At 68.5% G+C, this 16,845-nt stretch carries 13 protein-coding genes; 10 read left to right on the plus strand and 3 right to left on the minus strand.

Annotated features, from left to right (window positions below; translation table 11 throughout):
* The first annotated feature begins 47 nt into the window (after positions 1-47).
* The 9 genes from EHW97_RS13835 (at position 48) to EHW97_RS13875 (ending at position 13,242) form a co-directional block, all read left to right on the plus strand.
* Positions 48-686: a UbiX family flavin prenyltransferase gene (locus tag EHW97_RS13835; protein ID WP_124237763.1), complete on the plus strand. Its 639-nt coding sequence runs from the start codon at positions 48-50 to the stop codon at positions 684-686.
* Positions 686-2,197 carry a UbiD family decarboxylase gene (locus EHW97_RS13840; protein WP_124237764.1) on the plus strand — a complete coding sequence of 504 codons (1,512 nt, stop codon included), beginning with the start codon at positions 686-688 and terminating at the stop codon, positions 2,195-2,197. The genes EHW97_RS13835 and EHW97_RS13840 overlap by 1 nt, the downstream gene beginning before the upstream one ends.
* Before the next feature lie 21 nt (positions 2,198-2,218).
* Positions 2,219-3,757, plus strand: a complete 1,539-nt coding sequence (locus EHW97_RS13845) for an FUSC family protein (protein WP_124237765.1) — start codon at positions 2,219-2,221, stop codon at positions 3,755-3,757.
* Between the two features lie 55 nt (positions 3,758-3,812).
* Positions 3,813-4,760: an ABC transporter permease gene (locus EHW97_RS13850; protein ID WP_124237766.1), complete on the plus strand. Its 948-nt coding sequence runs from the start codon at positions 3,813-3,815 to the stop codon at positions 4,758-4,760.
* A 44-nt stretch (positions 4,761-4,804) separates the two neighbouring features.
* Positions 4,805-5,716, plus strand: a complete 912-nt coding sequence (locus EHW97_RS13855; protein WP_124237767.1) for a LysR family transcriptional regulator — start codon at positions 4,805-4,807, stop codon at positions 5,714-5,716.
* Between the two features lie 375 nt (positions 5,717-6,091).
* Positions 6,092-7,552 (plus strand): DHA2 family efflux MFS transporter permease subunit, encoded by a 1,461-nt coding sequence (locus tag EHW97_RS13860; protein ID WP_124237768.1) that lies wholly within the window; start codon positions 6,092-6,094, stop codon positions 7,550-7,552.
* A 70-nt stretch (positions 7,553-7,622) separates the two neighbouring features.
* Complete coding sequence (locus EHW97_RS13865) at positions 7,623-9,083, plus strand: subtype B tannase (protein WP_124237769.1); 1,461 nt, start codon at positions 7,623-7,625, stop codon at positions 9,081-9,083.
* Between the two features lie 104 nt (positions 9,084-9,187).
* Positions 9,188-12,718 (plus strand): MobF family relaxase, encoded by a 3,531-nt coding sequence (mobF, locus tag EHW97_RS13870; RefSeq protein WP_208002056.1) that lies wholly within the window; start codon positions 9,188-9,190, stop codon positions 12,716-12,718.
* A gap of 188 nt (positions 12,719-12,906) precedes the next feature.
* Positions 12,907-13,242 carry a sulfate permease gene (locus EHW97_RS13875; RefSeq protein WP_124237770.1) on the plus strand — a complete coding sequence of 112 codons (336 nt, stop codon included), beginning with the start codon at positions 12,907-12,909 and terminating at the stop codon, positions 13,240-13,242.
* Between the two features lie 21 nt (positions 13,243-13,263).
* On the opposite strand, the gene EHW97_RS13880 is transcribed toward EHW97_RS13875, so the two are convergent.
* Positions 13,264-13,908, minus strand: a complete 645-nt coding sequence (locus EHW97_RS13880; protein WP_124237771.1) for a hypothetical protein — start codon at positions 13,906-13,908, stop codon at positions 13,264-13,266.
* A gap of 101 nt (positions 13,909-14,009) precedes the next feature.
* Positions 14,010-14,996 carry a DNA-processing protein DprA gene (locus tag EHW97_RS13885; RefSeq protein WP_124237772.1) on the minus strand — a complete coding sequence of 329 codons (987 nt, stop codon included), beginning with the start codon at positions 14,994-14,996 and terminating at the stop codon, positions 14,010-14,012.
* Between the two features lie 157 nt (positions 14,997-15,153).
* On the opposite strand from EHW97_RS13885, the gene EHW97_RS13890 reads away from it, so the two are divergent.
* Positions 15,154-15,540, plus strand: a complete 387-nt coding sequence (locus EHW97_RS13890) for a recombinase family protein (RefSeq protein ID WP_124237773.1) — start codon at positions 15,154-15,156, stop codon at positions 15,538-15,540.
* A 351-nt stretch (positions 15,541-15,891) separates the two neighbouring features.
* On the opposite strand, the gene EHW97_RS13895 is transcribed toward EHW97_RS13890, so the two are convergent.
* Entirely contained in the window at positions 15,892-16,737 is an 846-nt protein-coding gene (locus EHW97_RS13895; protein WP_124237774.1) for a recombinase zinc ribbon domain-containing protein, read from the minus strand.
* Positions 16,738-16,845: the final 108 nt, after the last annotated feature.

Raw genomic sequence — 16,845 nt, forward strand, 5'->3', positions numbered from 1 at the left:
GCAGACGTGACTCGGATCGAGTCGCGCGCGACGGATGGGAGCAACACATGGTGAGTCATACGCCGGAGTCGAATCGCGTCGTTGTGGCGGTGACCGGGGCGACGGGCGTCGTGTACGCGGTGCGCGCCCTTGACGTCCTGCGCGAGCTGGAATATGAGTCGCACCTCATCGTAACGAAGTCGGCTGCGCTGACGCGCGCGTACGAGACGGATCTGAGCAAGGACGATCTGGAGTCCCGTGCAGATGTCGCCTATCACCACACGGATGTGGGGGCGCCGTTGTCGTCAGGCTCGTTCCACACGCGGGGGATGCTGATCGCGCCGACGTCGATGCGGACGCTGGGCGAGATCGCGACGGGCGTCACGTCCTCGCTGGTCTCGCGCGCAGCGGACGTGACGTTGAAGGAGCGCCGTCCGCTGGTGCTGATGGTGCGCGAGACGCCGCTAAACCTCATTCACCTGCGCAACATGACCGCGGTGACCGAGGCCGGGGCGACGGTGTTTCCGCCGGTGCCGGCGTTCTACTCGCGCCCGTCGAGCATCGAGGAGATCGTGGACCATTCCGTGGGTCGGGCGCTGGACCAGCTCGGCATCCACACCGACATCTTCCCGCGCTGGGACGCGGCGCTGCGCGAGAGCGTCCGCAACGGGAACCTGGACGTGCAGGGCGAGGAAGGGGACGACTGATGGCCGTCGCAACATCGAAGAACCAGCCGAAGTCCGACGCCCCGAAGGCAGCGGTGAAGGACCTCCGCGAGGGGATCGAGCTGCTCAAGACCATGGACGGCCAGTTCGTCTCGACTGACGTGGAGGTGGACCCGCAGGCGGAGCTCGCCGGCGTGTACCGCAAGGTCGGCGCGGGCGGCACGGTCATGCGCCCGACGCAGGTCGGGCCGGCGATGCTGTTCGAGAACGTGAAGGGCTACGACATCTCGGTGATCGTGGGCGTGCTCGCCTCGCGCAAGCGGCTCGCGGCGTTCATGGGCGCTGACGAGAAGCACCTCGGTCGGCACATGCTCAACGCGATGCACCATGCGAAGGACCCGGTAATCGTCGACTCCGCTCCCTGTCAGGAGCAGGTGCACCTGGCATCCGACCCCGACTTCGACCTGCGCACGCTGCTGCCGGCGCCGACGAACACGCCGGAGGACGCCGGCCCGTACTTCTGCATGGCGGTGCTGCGCGGCACCGACCCGGAGACCGGTCAGCACGACGTGACCATCCACCGGCTGTGCGTGCAGGATCGCGACGAGATCTCGGTGTTCATGCAGACCGGCCGGCATATCGGGATGATGTACGAGAAGTACGACGCCAAGGGCGAGCCGATGCCCATCACCGTCTCGATGGGCATCTCCCCGGTGGAGTACATGGCGATCTCGTTCGAGCCGCCCTCGACCCCGTACGGGTTCGACGAGCTGGAGTTCGCCGGCGGCCTCACGGGCTCGCCGGTGGAGCTGGTGAAGGCGAAGACCGTCGAGGAGTACGCGATGGCGACCGCGGAGATCGTCATCGAGGGCCACATCCTGCCTTCTCGCCGCGTCGCCGAGGACCAGAACACGAACACCGGATACGCGATGCCCGAGTTCCCCGGCTACGACGGCACCGCCAACCCGTCGCTGCCGATCATCAAGGTCACCGCCGTCACGACGCGCACGAACCCGATCCTGCAGACCCTCGTCGGCCCGGGCGAGGAGCACGTGAGCTTGGCAGGCATCCCCACTGAGGGCTCGCTCGTGCAGGCGCTGGAGGACGCGCTGCCCGGGTTCGTGAAGAACGTCTACTCGCATTCCGCCGGGGGCGGCAAGTATGTCGGCATCCTGCAGGTGCACAAGCGGGATCACAACGACCAGGGCCGGGAGCGGCAGGCGGCGCTGGTGGCGTTCGGTGCGTTCCCGGAGATGAAGCACATCATCCTCGTGGACGACGACGTCGACATCTTCGACACCGACGACGTGCTGTGGGCCATGACCACCCGGTTCCAGGCCGAGCGGTCGGTGATCCCGATCCCCGGGGTGCGCTGTCATCCGCTGGACCCGTCGGCGGACCCGGACTTCCTGTGGACGAACTTCGACCACGGCATCTCGACCAAGGTCATCTTCGACTGCACCGTGCCCTGGGAGCTGCGCGACCGGTTCATCCGCGCCCCCTTCCAGGACGTCGACGTGAAACGCTTCCTCCCCGACTGGACCGGCGCCTAGGCCGCCAGCGCAGGATCGAGCGTGACCGGCGTACGGCCCCGCGACAGGCCGCCACTGCGCGTGCGGGACGTCCTGACGTGGGGTCCGGGTTCGCCGATCTGGTACAAGTTCGCGATCTCCGTCGTCGTCTCAGCGGCGCCCGTGCTCTATCTTCTCGCGGCGCTGGGACGCCTAGACCTGGCCCTGTACACGATGGTCGGGTCGATGCAGGCGCTCTTCGGGCACGACCGAGCCTACGGCTCGCGCGCCCGCATGCTCGCGGGACTCACGGCCGGCCAGTTCCTGGCCGTGCTGGTCTCACTGCTCCTGTCGGCGTGGGCTCCGGCCACGATCGTGCTCATCGTGGCCGGAGCGGTGACGGTCACCGTGCAGAAGCTGCTGTGCGACGCGTTCGCGGTCGGCCCGCCCGCCCAGGCCGTGCTGTCGTTCATCACCCTGGGGGTGATGTTCGGGCCTGTCACCTTGCTCGACGACATCCCCCGCGACCTCGGCCTGTACCTCGCCGCCGCCGGATGGGCATTCATTGTCAGCATGGCGCCAGGACTCTGGAACCCGATGGGTCCCAGCGAGAACGCCGTGCGGGACGCCGAGCGCCTCGCCGCGCTCCATGACGAGCGGCGCACCATCCCTGCGCTGAACCACGCCTGGGACATGCTGGCCGAGGCATCGGAACGCACCGGACAGACTCTCCGACTCGCCCGCCGGCTCCGCGCCGCCGAGGACGTCTTCGCCGCCCGAGCCGCCACGACTCGCACCGACCGGGAGCTCACGGCCGAGCTCGCCGTGCGCCGGGCCGGCCGGCCATCGCACCCGGTGCTCGGCAGGCTCCGCCCGGCGTCGCCGCTGTGGGGCTCCGCAGCCCTCTGCCTCGCCGGGACGACGATCGGTGGCCTCGTCGCCCTCGCCGTCGGCCTCGACCGGCCCTACTGGGCCATCGTGGCCGCGGCGGCCGTCTACCGCGGCAACACGAGCATCGTGTGGCAGCGCGCCCTGCTCCGCTCCGCCGGCACGGTCGGCGGCGTCCTCATCTACGCGGCGATCGCCCCGACCGCGGCGCTCAACACGTTCTGGCTCGTGACCCTCACCCTCGCGGCAGCCTTCGGCATCGAGGCATTCGTCAGTCGCAACTACGCCGTGGGCAACCTCTTCGTCGCACCGATGGCCCTGCTCATGACCACCTTCGCCGAACCGCAGGACACCCTCACCCTGACGTTCTCCCGCGCCGCCGACACCGCCATCGGCGCGCTCCTGGGCCTGTGCTGCGCGCTCGTGTTCACAAACCACCGCACCGTCAACGAGGTCGCGACCCGGGTCGCTCAGACCAGAGAGGCCATCGCCGCCACGCGAGCCGCGCTCACGGGATCCTCAACCGACACCCAGATCGTCACCGCCCGCAACCAGCTCGGGCACTCCCTGACCGCCCTCGACGACGCCGCCACGGACGCCGCAGGCGAATGGGCGACCCCCACCGTCGCACCCGCCGAGATCGACGCCGTCCTCACCGAGGGACGCTCCGTCCTCGTCTCGACGCTCTCGAAAGGCGATCCGCATGGAGAATAGAACAGCGCCGTGGACGCGGTTCCGCGCATCCCGCTTCTTTCCAGCGACAGTGCTCGTGGGAATCCTCGGGACGGCCGCGGCACTGTTCGCCGGCTCGTACACCTATGCGTCCTCGAACCCCCAGCCCGAGTACATCCCCGTCGCGGTGGTCGACAGCACATCGAGCGACACCGCTCCCTTCGTGCAGGCCGTCGACGAGGTGCTGAACGGGTCGCTGCAGATCCGACACGATTCCAGCATCTCGACCGCGCAGGATGCTCTCGCCGAGCAGGACGTGTTCGCGATCTTCGACGCCACCTCCGCCTCGACCCTCGTGGTCGACGTGTCCAGCGCCTCCGGACTGACCGTCGCCTCCTCGATCGGGGAGGCCGTCGAGCAGGCCGCCACCGACTTGGGCGTCGAGGCGGGGGTCACCGACCTCCATCCGCTGCAGGACGGCGACCCGCACGGGCTCACGATCTTCTATATGACGATCGCCTCGGTCGTCATCGGATTCGTCGGTGCGGTGCAGCTCGGAGTTAACGCCAAGAGCCTTCGCCCGGGGGAACGCATCGCCTTCACCGCCGCGTACGCCGTGTTCGCGGGCTTCACCATCGTCGCGACCGTCGACTGGCTGCTCGGCACCCTCGACCTCCCCTTCGTCGAGTCCTGGGGGATCCTCGCGCTGACGATGTTCGCCTGCGGCATGGTCTACACCATGTTCAACGACCTGTTCGGCAGATGGGCGATGCTCCCGACCTGGGGACTGATGATCCTCCTCGGAAACCCCTCCTCCGGGGGCGTGGTCGCGTGGCCGTTCCTGCCGCAATGGCTCGCCGTCATCGGCGGCTGGCTACCCCCAGGCGCCTCCGTCAACGCCCAGCACACCGCCGTCTACTTCCCCGGGCACCAGCGCGCGTGGCCCTTCCTCGTCCTCCTCGGCTGGGCCGCCCTCGGCATCGGAGTCCACATCGCTCGCACGCGCAGCCCAAGACACGATCGCGCCACCGACCCGGCCAGCTGACGGACACCGACGAGGCGGGCGAACGGGGGCTTAGCATCGTCCCTATGGAACTGCGGCAACTGCGTTACTTCTGCGCTGTCGCCGCCGAGCGGAACTTCACACGGGCGGCGGCGAATCTCCGCGTCGCCCAATCCGCTCTGAGCCATCAGGTGGCCAAACTCGAGAGCGAACTCGGAACCGAACTGCTCATCCGAGGCCCACGCGGCGTCCGGCTCACCGAGGCCGGCGAACTCCTGAACGCACACGCGCAGCGCATCATCGACCAGACCGATCGCGCGGGAAGCGAGATTGCCGAGCTGGTCGGGCTCCTGCGCGGCCGACTGCGCGTAGGACTCATCCAGACCAGCGCCACGATCACTCCCATCATTGCCGTGCTCGGTGAACTCCATCGCCGTCATCCGCTCGTGGAGATTGAGATCATCTCCGCACCGAGCACGGAGATGATCGCCAGCGTCGAGGACGGCGGCCTGGACGTTGCCGTGGTTGGCACCCCACACGACGCTCTACCGAGCGGGCTGGAGGAGCACCTCCTCGTCGACGAACCGGTCGTCGCCATCCTGCCGACCGGCCACCCGCTGGCAGACCGCACCACGATCAGCCCGCGCGAGCTCTTCGTCGATTACGACGAACCGCTGATCCGATTCCACGAGGGCAGTAGCCTCGGCGCGGTGACCGATGCTGCGCTCCAGCGACTCGGCATACAACCGCGTTGGGGTATCCAGGCGTGGCAGCTTGAGGACATGGTGCGATTCGCCGCGCACGGTCTCGGCATCGCGATCGTGCCCGCATCCACGCCAGGCCACCTGAACCGAACGCAGCTTCCCACCTTCTCGACGCTGACACTCGCCGACCTCGACGCTCGGCACAGAGTCAGCCTCATCCTGGACAAAGAACACGCTTCGCCCGCCGCCCGCCGACTAGCCGAACTCCTCCTCGGAGCCGCCACCACTCGCTGACGCTCATTCCGCCTCATAGCGCGTCGGCCCGTGGGGCATCCGCGCGCGTTTGGCGACTGTGCAGAGCGCGCGGCTCCTCTGTCGACATCGGGCTCATCGAGGCGTAGACGCTCGCAGCGGTCGTCGGACGCATGCTCGACGTGCGCGGGACGGCGCTCAGGCCACGCCAGCCAGGACCACGAGCGCGATCCCGCATCATCACCATCGCGTTTCACGATAGACACCGCCCGTGAGTTGTCCTAGACAGATCGCCTCGAAGAGACCACGCTAGAAGCGAGCACCTTCGATCCCAACGGGATCGCGAACAACGATGGACGGGGAGCGGATTGTGAGTGATGACCGGACGCTCGTGAGCGCGAGGACGGAACAAGAGCAATGAGCGACTCTCATCACCACAGCGAGCGCGACGCCGAGCCGGCAGGCACCGAACGTCTGAGCGGGCGCGTTCTGATCGCGGTGATCGCCGCGGGGCTCACGACTTTCGCCGGCATCGTGGTCGAGACCTCGATGAACATCACCTTCCCGACGCTGATGGCGGAGTTCGAGGTCTCCACGGAGGTCGTGCAATGGATGACGACGGGCTACCTGCTGGTCGTCGCCACCATGGTGCCGCTGTCGTCCGTGCTGGTGCGGCGCTTCACGACCCGTTCTCTCTTCGTGACCGCGGTCGTGCTCTTCGCCGCGGGGGTCGTCATGGATGCGGTCGCTCCGGACTACGCCGTGTTGCTGGCCGGACGACTGGTGCAGGGAGTGGGAACAGGGATCGCGCTGCCGCTGATGTTCAACATCATCCTGCACTCGGTCCCTCCCGCACGGCTGGGCATGATGATGGGCGTGGGAACGGCCGTCACCGCCGTCGGGCCCGCCGTCGGGCCGACGTTCGGTGGCGTCGTCGTCTCCGCCTTGGGCTGGAGGTGGATTTTCTGGATCCTGCTGCCGGTCCTGCTGGTGTCGCTACTGCTCGGGCTCTGGGCGATCCGGCAGGGCAGGCCCACCGAACGGGTTGGCATCGATGTGTCGAGCGTGCTCGCCCTCGCCGTCACGTTCACCGCATTGGTCTACGGGCTCAATCAGGCGGCTAGCGAGGGCTGGACGAGCTGGCGGACTCTCGGGCCGCTGGCGGTCGGCCTGATCGCGGGGGCGTTGTTCGTGCTCCGGTCCCGCCGCATCGCTCAGCCGCTCATCCGCCTCGACGTGTTCAGCTCTGTCGGATTCCGCTGGGCGGTCGCAGCCCTGTTCCTGCTGCAGTTCATCACCCTCGGGCTGTCTTATCTGCTGCCAAACCAGATTCAGGACGTCCTGGGATTCACCGCACTCGTCGCGGGTCTGCTCGTCCTCCCGGGCGCGGTCGTCGGAGCGATCATGTCTCCCCTCGGTGGCCGTCTGCTGGACAAGCTCGGTCCGACGCGACCGGTCGCCGCCGGCTACCTCGCCGCGCTGACCGCGCTCGTCGCGTTCGCCATCGTGTCCCGGTCGATGGGAGCGGTGGTGATCATCGTGATCTACGTCGCGTACATGCTCGGCAACGGCCTGGTCGCGGGCAACACGCTGACCCTCGGCGTGCGCGCGACGGCCGGCGACCTCTCCACCGACGCGAACGCCGCCCTCAACACGGTGCAGCAGGTGGCCGGCGCCTTCGGAACGGCGATCGTCACGACGATCGTCGCCACCTCGCAGGGCGCCTTCACCGCCGGCGACGGCGACGCGTACGTCGAAGCCACCCGGACCGGCACCTGGCACGCCTACATCGCCCTCGCCATCTGTGGAGCCCTCGCTCTCGCGTCCGCGATCGGGATGCTCCGCGCCAGCCGCAGCTCCGTTCCAGAAAGCAGTTGAAGTCGGTTTCCCAGCCGACCGATCTCCTCACCCGGCGAGACCGCATCGCACCACCCGAACGGAGGACGAAATGAGAAACGGCTCGGCGTCCGCGAGCGCACTTGTCTTCGATGAGGACGACGGTGAAGAGCTAACGGAGACCCTTGTCGACGCATCAGGCACCACCCATGAAGTGGTGTACCGCTTCCACGGCCCCCGCGAGTACGTCGCCCACCCGCTGGACGACACGCACCAGAGCCTCGTGGTGAGTGCGCCGGTGAAGATCGACGGCAAGGCCGTCGACGCATCCACTGCACCGATCGTTCTGGCCAACGCCGTGGGCGCGTACATGCCGTCCACGGTCGAGACCGCGGTCGGCGTCGGACAGAATCAGCTGCAGCTGCCGGGGATCGGCCCCGCACCCGGGCGACGAGGCGACACCGGCCCCGTCAACGGGCTGGTGAACCTGGCGAAGCTCGCACTAGTAGCAGGCTACGTCGTCGTCGAGCCTGGAGCTCGTGGCCGTAGTCTCGTGGATGCATCCGGAAACCGTTATGGCACCGCCCCCGCCGCGATCGTGGATCTCAAAGCCGCCGTCCGATACATCAGGTTCAATGCCGATCGCATACCCGGCAACACGGAGTGGATCGTCTCCACCGGGACGAGCGCGGGCGGCGCACTGTCCGCACTGCTAGGCGCCTCTGGCGACAGCTCGCTCTACGACGACCATCTCGACAAGATCGGGGCGGCCGACGCCTCCGACGCGATCTTCGCGACCGCCGCATGGTGCCCGATCACCGACCTCGAGCACGCGGATGCCGCATACGAGTGGAACTGGGGCGACAACGTCACGCAGCCCGGCGGAACACCGGTCGACCCGACGGTATCCGCTGACCTGAAGTCTCAGTTCACCGAGTATCAGGCCGGTCTCCAGCTCGACGGGCTGGACGGGTTCGGCCCGCTCACCGCCGACAACTACGCGCAGTACCTGTTGGAGACGTACCTCCAGCCGTCGGCGACCAAGCACTTGAAGGCGCTGTCCGACGCGGACCGCGCCGTCTACCTGGCCAAGAACACCTTCATCTCGTGGGACGACGGGCGGGCAACCTTCGCCTGGGATGACTACCTCTCACACGTCGGCGCCCGAAAGAAGCCCGCACCGGCGTTCGACGCGTTCGACGCGTCGACCCCCGAAAACGACGAGTTCGGCACGGCCACGACCGGGGCGCGCCACTTCACCGCGTACAGCGCCACTAGGAGTACCGCCGCGTCGCCTGCGACGAGCATCGACGGCGACATCCCCACGCTGTTGCGGCTGATGAACCCGATGCACTTCATCTCGGAGAAGAACCCCCACCGGTCCCGTCACTGGTGGATCCGCCTGGGCGCGAACGACACTGACACCTCGCTCACGGTGTCCGCCAACCTCGCTGCGGCAGTCCACAACATCGGCGACGACGTCGATCACGCCTACTACTGGGATCAAGGTCACGCCACCAACATCGATCCGAACGACTTCATCGCCTGGATCGGCGAGATCACCGGATCGTAGGAAGTAGCCTTTCACCAAGTTCCGGCCGCCGGTCTGTCGCGTCGGCTACTGTCGCTTGAACTTGCCACGCTGAGCGCATCAACTCAGGCTCGTACCTGCTCCATGTGACGGTCTCGATCCGGGTGATGACGGCCGGGCAGGGCTACCGGTATCTGCTGAACAGCGTGGTCGTCGGCGATGGCGACCGGGACGCGGCGACCGCGCTGACGCGCTATTACGAGCAGTCCGGGACCCCGCCCGGCCACTGGCACGGATCGGGCCTGGCCGGTCTCGAGCAGCCTGTCGAGGCAGGCTCCGAGGTGTCCGAGGAGCAGCTCAGGCGGCTCGTGGGGCACGGGCACGATCCCGTCACGGACACCCCGCTGGGGCGGCCGTTCCGCACGTTCGTCCCGGAGGGCGAGCGTGTCCAGGCCCGGGTGGAGCAGCTGCCGGACTCGCTGACGGGCGAGGAGCGGGCGGCGGAGGCGGCGCGGATCGAGGCGGAGGAGGCCGCGAAGCCGGTCGCGGCGCCGGTGGCGGGGTTCGATCTGACCTTCAGCGTGCCGAAATCGGTCGCCACGCTCTGGGCGGTCTCGGATGCGGGCACGCAGGCGCTGATCGCGCAGGCGCATCACGCGGCGATGGCGGATGTCATCGATCTGATCGAGCGGGATGTGGCGATGACCCGGGTCGGTGCGGCTGGGCCGCGCGGCGCGGTTGCGCAGGTCGAGGTCCGTGGCCTGCTGGCCACGGCGTATGACCACTACGACAGCCGGTCGTCGGATCCGCAGCTGCACACGCATCTGGTGATCGCCAACCGTGTCCAGGCGGTGCAGGACGGGAAGTGGCGGACCCTGGACTCCCGCGCACTGCACAACGCGATCACGGGACTCTCGGAGCACTACAACGCCGTCCTGTCGGATCATCTCTCCCGTGCCCTTGAGGCGAGGTGGGAGGCGCGGGAGCGAGGGCCGGGCCGGTCGACGGCGTGGGAGATTGCCGGCGTCCCGCAGGATCTGATGGACGAGTTCTCCTCCCGCACCCGCGACATCGAGGAAGCCAAGACCCGGCTGGTCGATGAGTACGTGGCCAAGCACGGCCGCCAGCCGTCGTCGAAGGTGCTGTGGCAGATCCGGCAGCAGGCCACCCTGGAGACCCGGCCCGAGAAGGAGCACCATTCCCTGGCCGACCTCACGGCCCGGTGGCGGGAACGGGCGGAGGCGACGCTGGAGGCGGATCCGGTGGCCTGGTCGCGGGAGATGCTCGCGAAGGCGGAGTCGGAGCCGCTGCTGCGGGCCGACGACCTCCCGGCGGAGACGATCAGCGAGCTCGCGGAGGTCGTTGTCGCCACGGTCGCCGACCGGCGGTCGACGTGGCGGCGCTGGAACCTCCACGCCGAGGCGGTCCGGCAGTCCATGCCGTGGCGTTTCGCCTCGGCCGAGGACCGTGACGCCATCGTCGGGATGATCACCGATGCCGCCGAGCAGGCCTCCCTCGCCCTGACCCCACCGGAGCTCGCCTCCACGCCGGAGCGGTTCCTGCGCTCGGATGGGTCCAGTGCGTTCCGCCCCCGGCACGCGACCGTGTACTCCTCGACGGACCTCCTCGCCGCGGAGGACCGGCTCCTGGCCGCCTCCCGGAACCGCGAGGCGCCGACGGTCACGCTGCGGGCGCTCGAGCAGGCCGCCCGCACCCCGGCCAGCCCGCGTGAGCCGGTGCTGTCGATCGATCAGGAGCAGGCGATCAGCCAGATCGGGGTCTCCGGACGCGTCCTGGACGTGCTGGTCGGCCCGGCCGGATCCGGGAAGACCTCGACGATGAAGGCCCTGCGCCGCGCCTGGGAGGCCGAGCACGGCGCGGGTAGCGTGGTCGGGCTCGCCCCGTCGGCTGCCGCCGCCGCGGTCCTGGGTGAAGACCTGGGCATCCAGACGGAGAACACGGCGAAGTGGCTCTTCGAGCACCGTCGCGGCGCCTGGGACCTGCAGCCCGGGCAGCTGCTCATCGTCGACGAGGCCTCGCTCGCCGGCACGCTCGCCCTGGACCAGCTCACCGCCCACGCCACCCAGGTCGGGGCGAAGATCCTCCTGGTCGGCGACCCGCACCAGCTGTCCGCGGTCGACGCCGGCGGGGCGTTCGGGCTGATCGTCCGCGACCGGCCGGACGTCGCGCGCCTGGCTGAGCTGCATCGCTTCCGCCACGCCTGGGAGAAGCGCACCTCCCTGGCGCTGCGGCTCGGCGACGCGGACGTGATCGATGAGTACATCGCCCGCGACCGGGTGCATGACGGCGACTACGACGACATCCTCGAGGAGGCCTACCAGGCGTGGCGGGCCGATCAGCGAGCGGGCAAGGCGTCGCTGCTGATCGCGGAGACCATCGACACCGTCTCCGCCCTGAACGCCCGCGCCCGCCTCGACCGCATCGCCACCGGCGAGGTCGTCGACGAGCCCGGCGTGAGCCTGCACGACGGGAACCACGCCTCCCGCGGCGACCTGGTCGTCACCCGGCGGAACGAGCGCCGGCTCGCGCTCGGGCGGGGCTGGGTGAAGAACGGAGACCGGTGGATCGTCACCGGCACCCGAGAGGACGGGTCGGTCACCGTGCGGCGGGAGAAGTCCCGGTGGCGCACCACCCTCACCCTTCCTGCCTCGTATGTCGCCGAGGACCTCGAGCTCGCCTACGCGGTCACGGCCCATCGCGCGCAGGGCTCGACCGTCGATACCGCGCACGCGCTCGTGCATTCCCCGGAGATGACCCGGGAGAGCCTGTACGTGTCGATGACCCGCGGCCGCGAGGCGAACCACGTCTATGTCGCGACCGATCAGGCGCACCTCGAGGAGCACCAGTATCGGGACGACCTGGAGATGAGTGGCCGGTCGGTGCTGTACGGGATCGTGCAGCACACCGGGGTCGAGGTCTCCGTCCACGAGATGATCGAGCAGGAGCACGAGGACGCCTCCTCGATCGCCCAGCTGGCCGCCGAGTACGAGACCATCGCCGTCGAAGCCCAGGCCCGGCGGTGGCTCACCGTCCTCACCCAGGCCGGGCTGACCGGCGAGCAGCTGGACGAGGTGGCGGACGCGGAGTCCTTCGGCGTGCTCTCCGCGGAGCTGCGCCGCCTGGAGGCCTCCGGCCACCGGGTCGAGCAGCTCCTGGCCGCGGTCGTCCGCGCCGGGAGACTGGAGAACGTCGAGGACATCGGCTCCTTGCTCAGGCACCGTCTCACCCGCCTCGCGGACCGCTACCAGCCAGCAGCGCCCCCGCGGCCGGGCCTGATCGCCGGCCTCATCCCTCGCGCCCAGGGAGCCATGAACCCGGACGACCGGGCAGGGCTGGAGGAGCGCGAGGACCTGATCGAAGAGCGCGCCCAGGCCGTCCTCGACCGCGCCCGCGACCAGCACGAGCCCTGGCTGACCGGGCTGCCCGAGCCGCACAGCACGCGGCAGCAGGCGTCGCTGCGGGTGATCGCGGCCTACCGCGACCGGTGGCGCATCACCGGCACCGACCCTCTCGGCCCCGACCCGGACAACGACGCCCAGCGCCTGGACTACCGGCGCGCCAGCGCGCACCTCGAGATCCTCCGCACCGGCACCGACGAGCCCACGGTTCCGGCACCCGCCGAAAGGCGTCCCGGCCGGGACGCCCAGCAACGCTGACTCGGACCGGCCGAGAGGGGTGGTAGTTATCGGCGGGCGGTCGTATCCTGGTAGCGAGCAGGAAACAGAGATGTCCGACCCAGCGAATCGCAGCCTGGGCGGAAGACCCTCTCGCCATCGGGAGACCCACCAGCACAGGCCTGCGACATCGCCAACCGGCTATCCGCCTGTGCTGAAAGAGGTCCGAGATGTTCACCGGATTGTGGAGCCTCAGCGTCCGCACCCACACCCTGCTGCAGCGATACGCGCCCACCAACCGTCTCCTGAACCGGCTGCGCACCCGTGAAGGGTTGCGCTGGGGCGTGCCCGCGATGCTCCTCGGCGTCGTCTACCTGGCCGCGGCCGTCGGCTGCGCCGCGCTCGTCGAGCACGGCTGGACCGAGTGGCTCTACGTGCCGTTCCTGCTCTTCTTCTACAACGCCCTGAAGTTCCTCATCTTCGGCCCGTGGAGCCTCGTCCTCCTCGCCCGCGCCCGGCTCCGCGAACGCCGCCAGCGCAAGCTAGCCCTCCGCGCCGAGGCCTGAGCAGGCGCGCGGAAGGGCTGATCACGGAGCGGTATTGTCCTCCGCGGTCGTCAGCAGGTACTCCCACTCTTCGGGGAGCACCTCCCGCATGCCGTCGGGATCGAGCCGCCGGGCATCCAGCACGTACTCGTGCTCGCCGCGGGTGGCGTGGAAGCTCGCCAGCACGCTCTCCCGCGGGGCATCCATCTCCCAGATCCGGTGCGCCTTGCCCGCTGCCCATCCGAGGCGGGTCGCGAACCAGTGCGCACGCTCGAAGCTCGTGGTCCAGGACAGGCCTTGCTCGTACTCCGGGGCGGCGGCCCGGTACAGCTGCAGCGACTCCGGCAGCGCCTCCAGCGGCCGCAGCTCCGTCTCCTCCAGGAACGTGCCCTCCTCGACCGCCATGTCGAACAGGGTCAGCCACAGGTCATACTCGGCGACCAGGCCAGGCCACTCACACGTCGTCCACGTGTCCTCCAGCGCGACCCGCAGCTCGCCAGGGTCTGATAGCAGCCCGGTACCGACCGCGCCGACCAGCAGCCCGGGCTTCTCGTTGCGCCCAGATCGTGCAGAGATCTCCGACCACCTCACAGGCGCGGTCGCGTCGGGCAGCTCAGCAGCAGGCATCGAAGACCCCCGCCGCAGTCCTCCCGGCATCTCGCGTCCGAACGCATCCCATGCATCCATGTCACCACTCCCTGGCTCAGATCCGCAGCCTCATGAGCCGTCCGCGCAGACTCGCAGGCTCTGGCATCCCACACGCTTCGCTGTTGGGCTGACGGCCTTCTTCATCGTGCGAACCTCTCGCGCACGACTCGCGCTCGAGCCTCCCTAGAAGCGCTCCAAGCCGGGGTGCCAGGACGATCGAGCAGCTCATGAATGTCGTCGGCACCGCCCACCCGGGCAGCAAGCCCGTCATTGAGAAGATGTGCCCCGCCAGCGCCAGCCGGCCTCTCGGCCGCAGACGGGACAACCCCGGTGCCTATCCCGGCGAGGACCGCACTGCGGATCGTCTCGAGATTCGGGTCCCGGAAGGGTGCCTCGACGAGAACGACCGCGTCCGCCAGGGGGAGCAGCAGGTGGTCCCGGGATTCCCGCTCGGCGAATGACTCGCCGTCCTCCCGAGCAAGCTCCGCAACGATCGCAGCACCTGACGTCGCCGTGAGCGCAGCGCTGTCGGTATCGACCCAGGGTCGCGTCGAGCGAGCGGGCAGCACTGCCAATGGGACGCCGTGGGCAGCAACCGCGCCCTCGATCGCCGCGCCGCTGATCCCGCCGGTGCCGCCTGTGATGACCCCGTACCCTTCGGCGGTCAGTTCGGCTGCAAGTCGTGTCGCAGCCAGCGATGCCGCGAACGACGGGCTCGTCGACCCGAGCACCGCGACCGCCGCACGCCCAGCCTCCGCGCCGAGCCAGGAGAGGTTGCCGGCGACCCAGATCGCCAGTGGAGCAACAGAGTTCTGCCCGTCCAGCTGTGATGGCCACTCCGGATCAGCGGGGGTGAGGATCCGGGCGTCGGTGTGCTCGAGCTCGTCCAGGACCTCGCGAGCCAGCTTCGGGTCGAAGCGGGTCATCAACTCTCGAGCCCATTCGTTCAGCTGTGCGCCAGCGTCCGTGACACCTTCGGCGAAGTCCGACGCGCATCGCAGCGTCCCTGCGGCCCCATTCTTGTCGACCATGTAGCTCGTCAACGGGTCGCCGGGTTGCGATGCCAGCGCGAGCGCGATCCGTGCACGGCGGTCATCGCCGAGGAACTCCCGCACCACATCCGTCATGTCAGCTCCCTCTCTGCACTTGCTCAGGTACGGAGGTCCACGAGGAAGGCCGCTAACAAGGTGAACGCCACCTCTCGACGGGGTGAGCCAAGAGAGCGTTGCTTACCTACCGCTGGTGATCGTAGGTTCCTAGACAAGGACGACTCGGGAGGGCCAGATGAGCACAGCGATCTATGTACGGAGCGCGCGTCCGACGCCGACGATCTTGGCGCGGCAGGAAGCCGAATGCCAGGCATTCGCGGACCGAGCCGGGCTCACCGTCACCCGCTGCTATACGGACACCGGCACCGAGCGGGACGACTTCCAGCACATGCTCGAGGACGCCTCCCGTGGCAACATCACCACGCTGCTCGTCACCCGGCCGGACCGCCTCAGCCGTAGCTTCGCCACCTACCTCGAGAGCATCGACGCGCTCCGCGAGGCAGACGTCGCAGTCTTCTCGGCCCAAGGCGGAGCGGATCATCACCAGAGCTCCATCCACGCCCAGGCGACGCTCGGCATGGCGACCTACGAAGAGTTCGTGACGGACGAGGCGTCCGACTGAGTATCGCCGTCGCTTCGATCGCGTCGCTGCGTCGTGTGCTCCCACACCGTCATCCGGTGGATGTTGAACCGCTTCGCGATCGAGAGCACGCTCTCACCGTTCGCCCGAGCGGTTTGAATAGCCTCTACTTCCTTCGCCGTCAGAGGGGTTCGATTACGTCTACCAGGGTTCGAGACCACTCCGTGATCCGGCTCCTCGACGACGCTCGACTCGTTTGACCCATCTCGATCGCCCTGCTCCCACGCGGAAACCAGGCGATCCAGCCGCCGCTGGAAGTTCCGATTGGGTCCACCACCGGCCACCATAAGAGGCTTACTGCAATCGGCGTCCTCGTAAACGCCGCTAGGCAGGTCAAGCCAGAGGTTTGTTAGTTCGGCCAGGCCGCCCTTCGGGGGCGGCTTTTGGCGTTTCTGGGCCGCTGTGGCGCGCTGTCGCGGCCTGAGTGGCGGCGCGGGCGGCCTCGGGTGTTGCGCCCGCTGTGAGGGCTTCCCAGCCGCGTTCGGCGGCGAGAAGTTCCCGTAGCGGAGAGCGGATGTCGTCGCCGATGACTTCGTCGTGAGCGACGTAGACGTGGGCGAAGATCGCCTGGTTGAGCTTGCGTCGGGTGGCTTCGCTGGCGTGGAGGTACAGCTCGTAGGGGTTCTCAAGCAGATCGAGGTGGACGTCGAGGAACGCTCGACCGCTGGAGAGGTCGCAGTGTACCTCGCTGAGTTGCTCGGTCACGCGTTGCCGGTCACGGGCGATGTCGCGCAGGCGCTGGCGGATGCGTTCTTGCGGGAGCGAGCTATCGGCGGCGAGGTCGAGGAGGTTGTCTTCTTTGACGGTGAGCTGTGCGAGTTGGTCTTCGAGGTTCTTGCGGAGCAGTTGCTGCGCGGCGACCTGGTCGTTGAGCGCGGATTCGATGTGGTTACGCACGGCGGTGACGAACGCGGGGCTGAGGCGGATGGTCTTGTAGTGCTCGGCGACGGCGTCCTCGACGCGGTCGATCGAGGAGTATGGGGCGTCGCAGGCGTGGTCTTGCACGCCTCGGCAGAAGAAGTAGCCGTAGTTGGCGTTGCCGTGCCTTCCGGTGGTGCGCATGAAGATCATGCGGCGGTTGACGTGCTGTTCGAGGCGGCACTGCCCGCACCAGATGGTGCCCTTGAGGTAATGGTCGTGGCGCTTGCGGCGTTCGCGGGCGTAGCCGCGTTCGTCCATGAGCTTTTGTACTTGGTTGAACAGATCTGAACCGTCCCGGCAAGTCCGGAGGCTCTTTTCGTTGGCTCAGCCGGTCGGCGTGAGCTCGTTCCTTGCAGCGTAATGGAG

The organism is Aeromicrobium camelliae, assembly GCF_003850045.1.
Taxonomy (GTDB): Bacteria; Actinomycetota; Actinomycetes; order Propionibacteriales; family Nocardioidaceae; genus Aeromicrobium; species Aeromicrobium camelliae.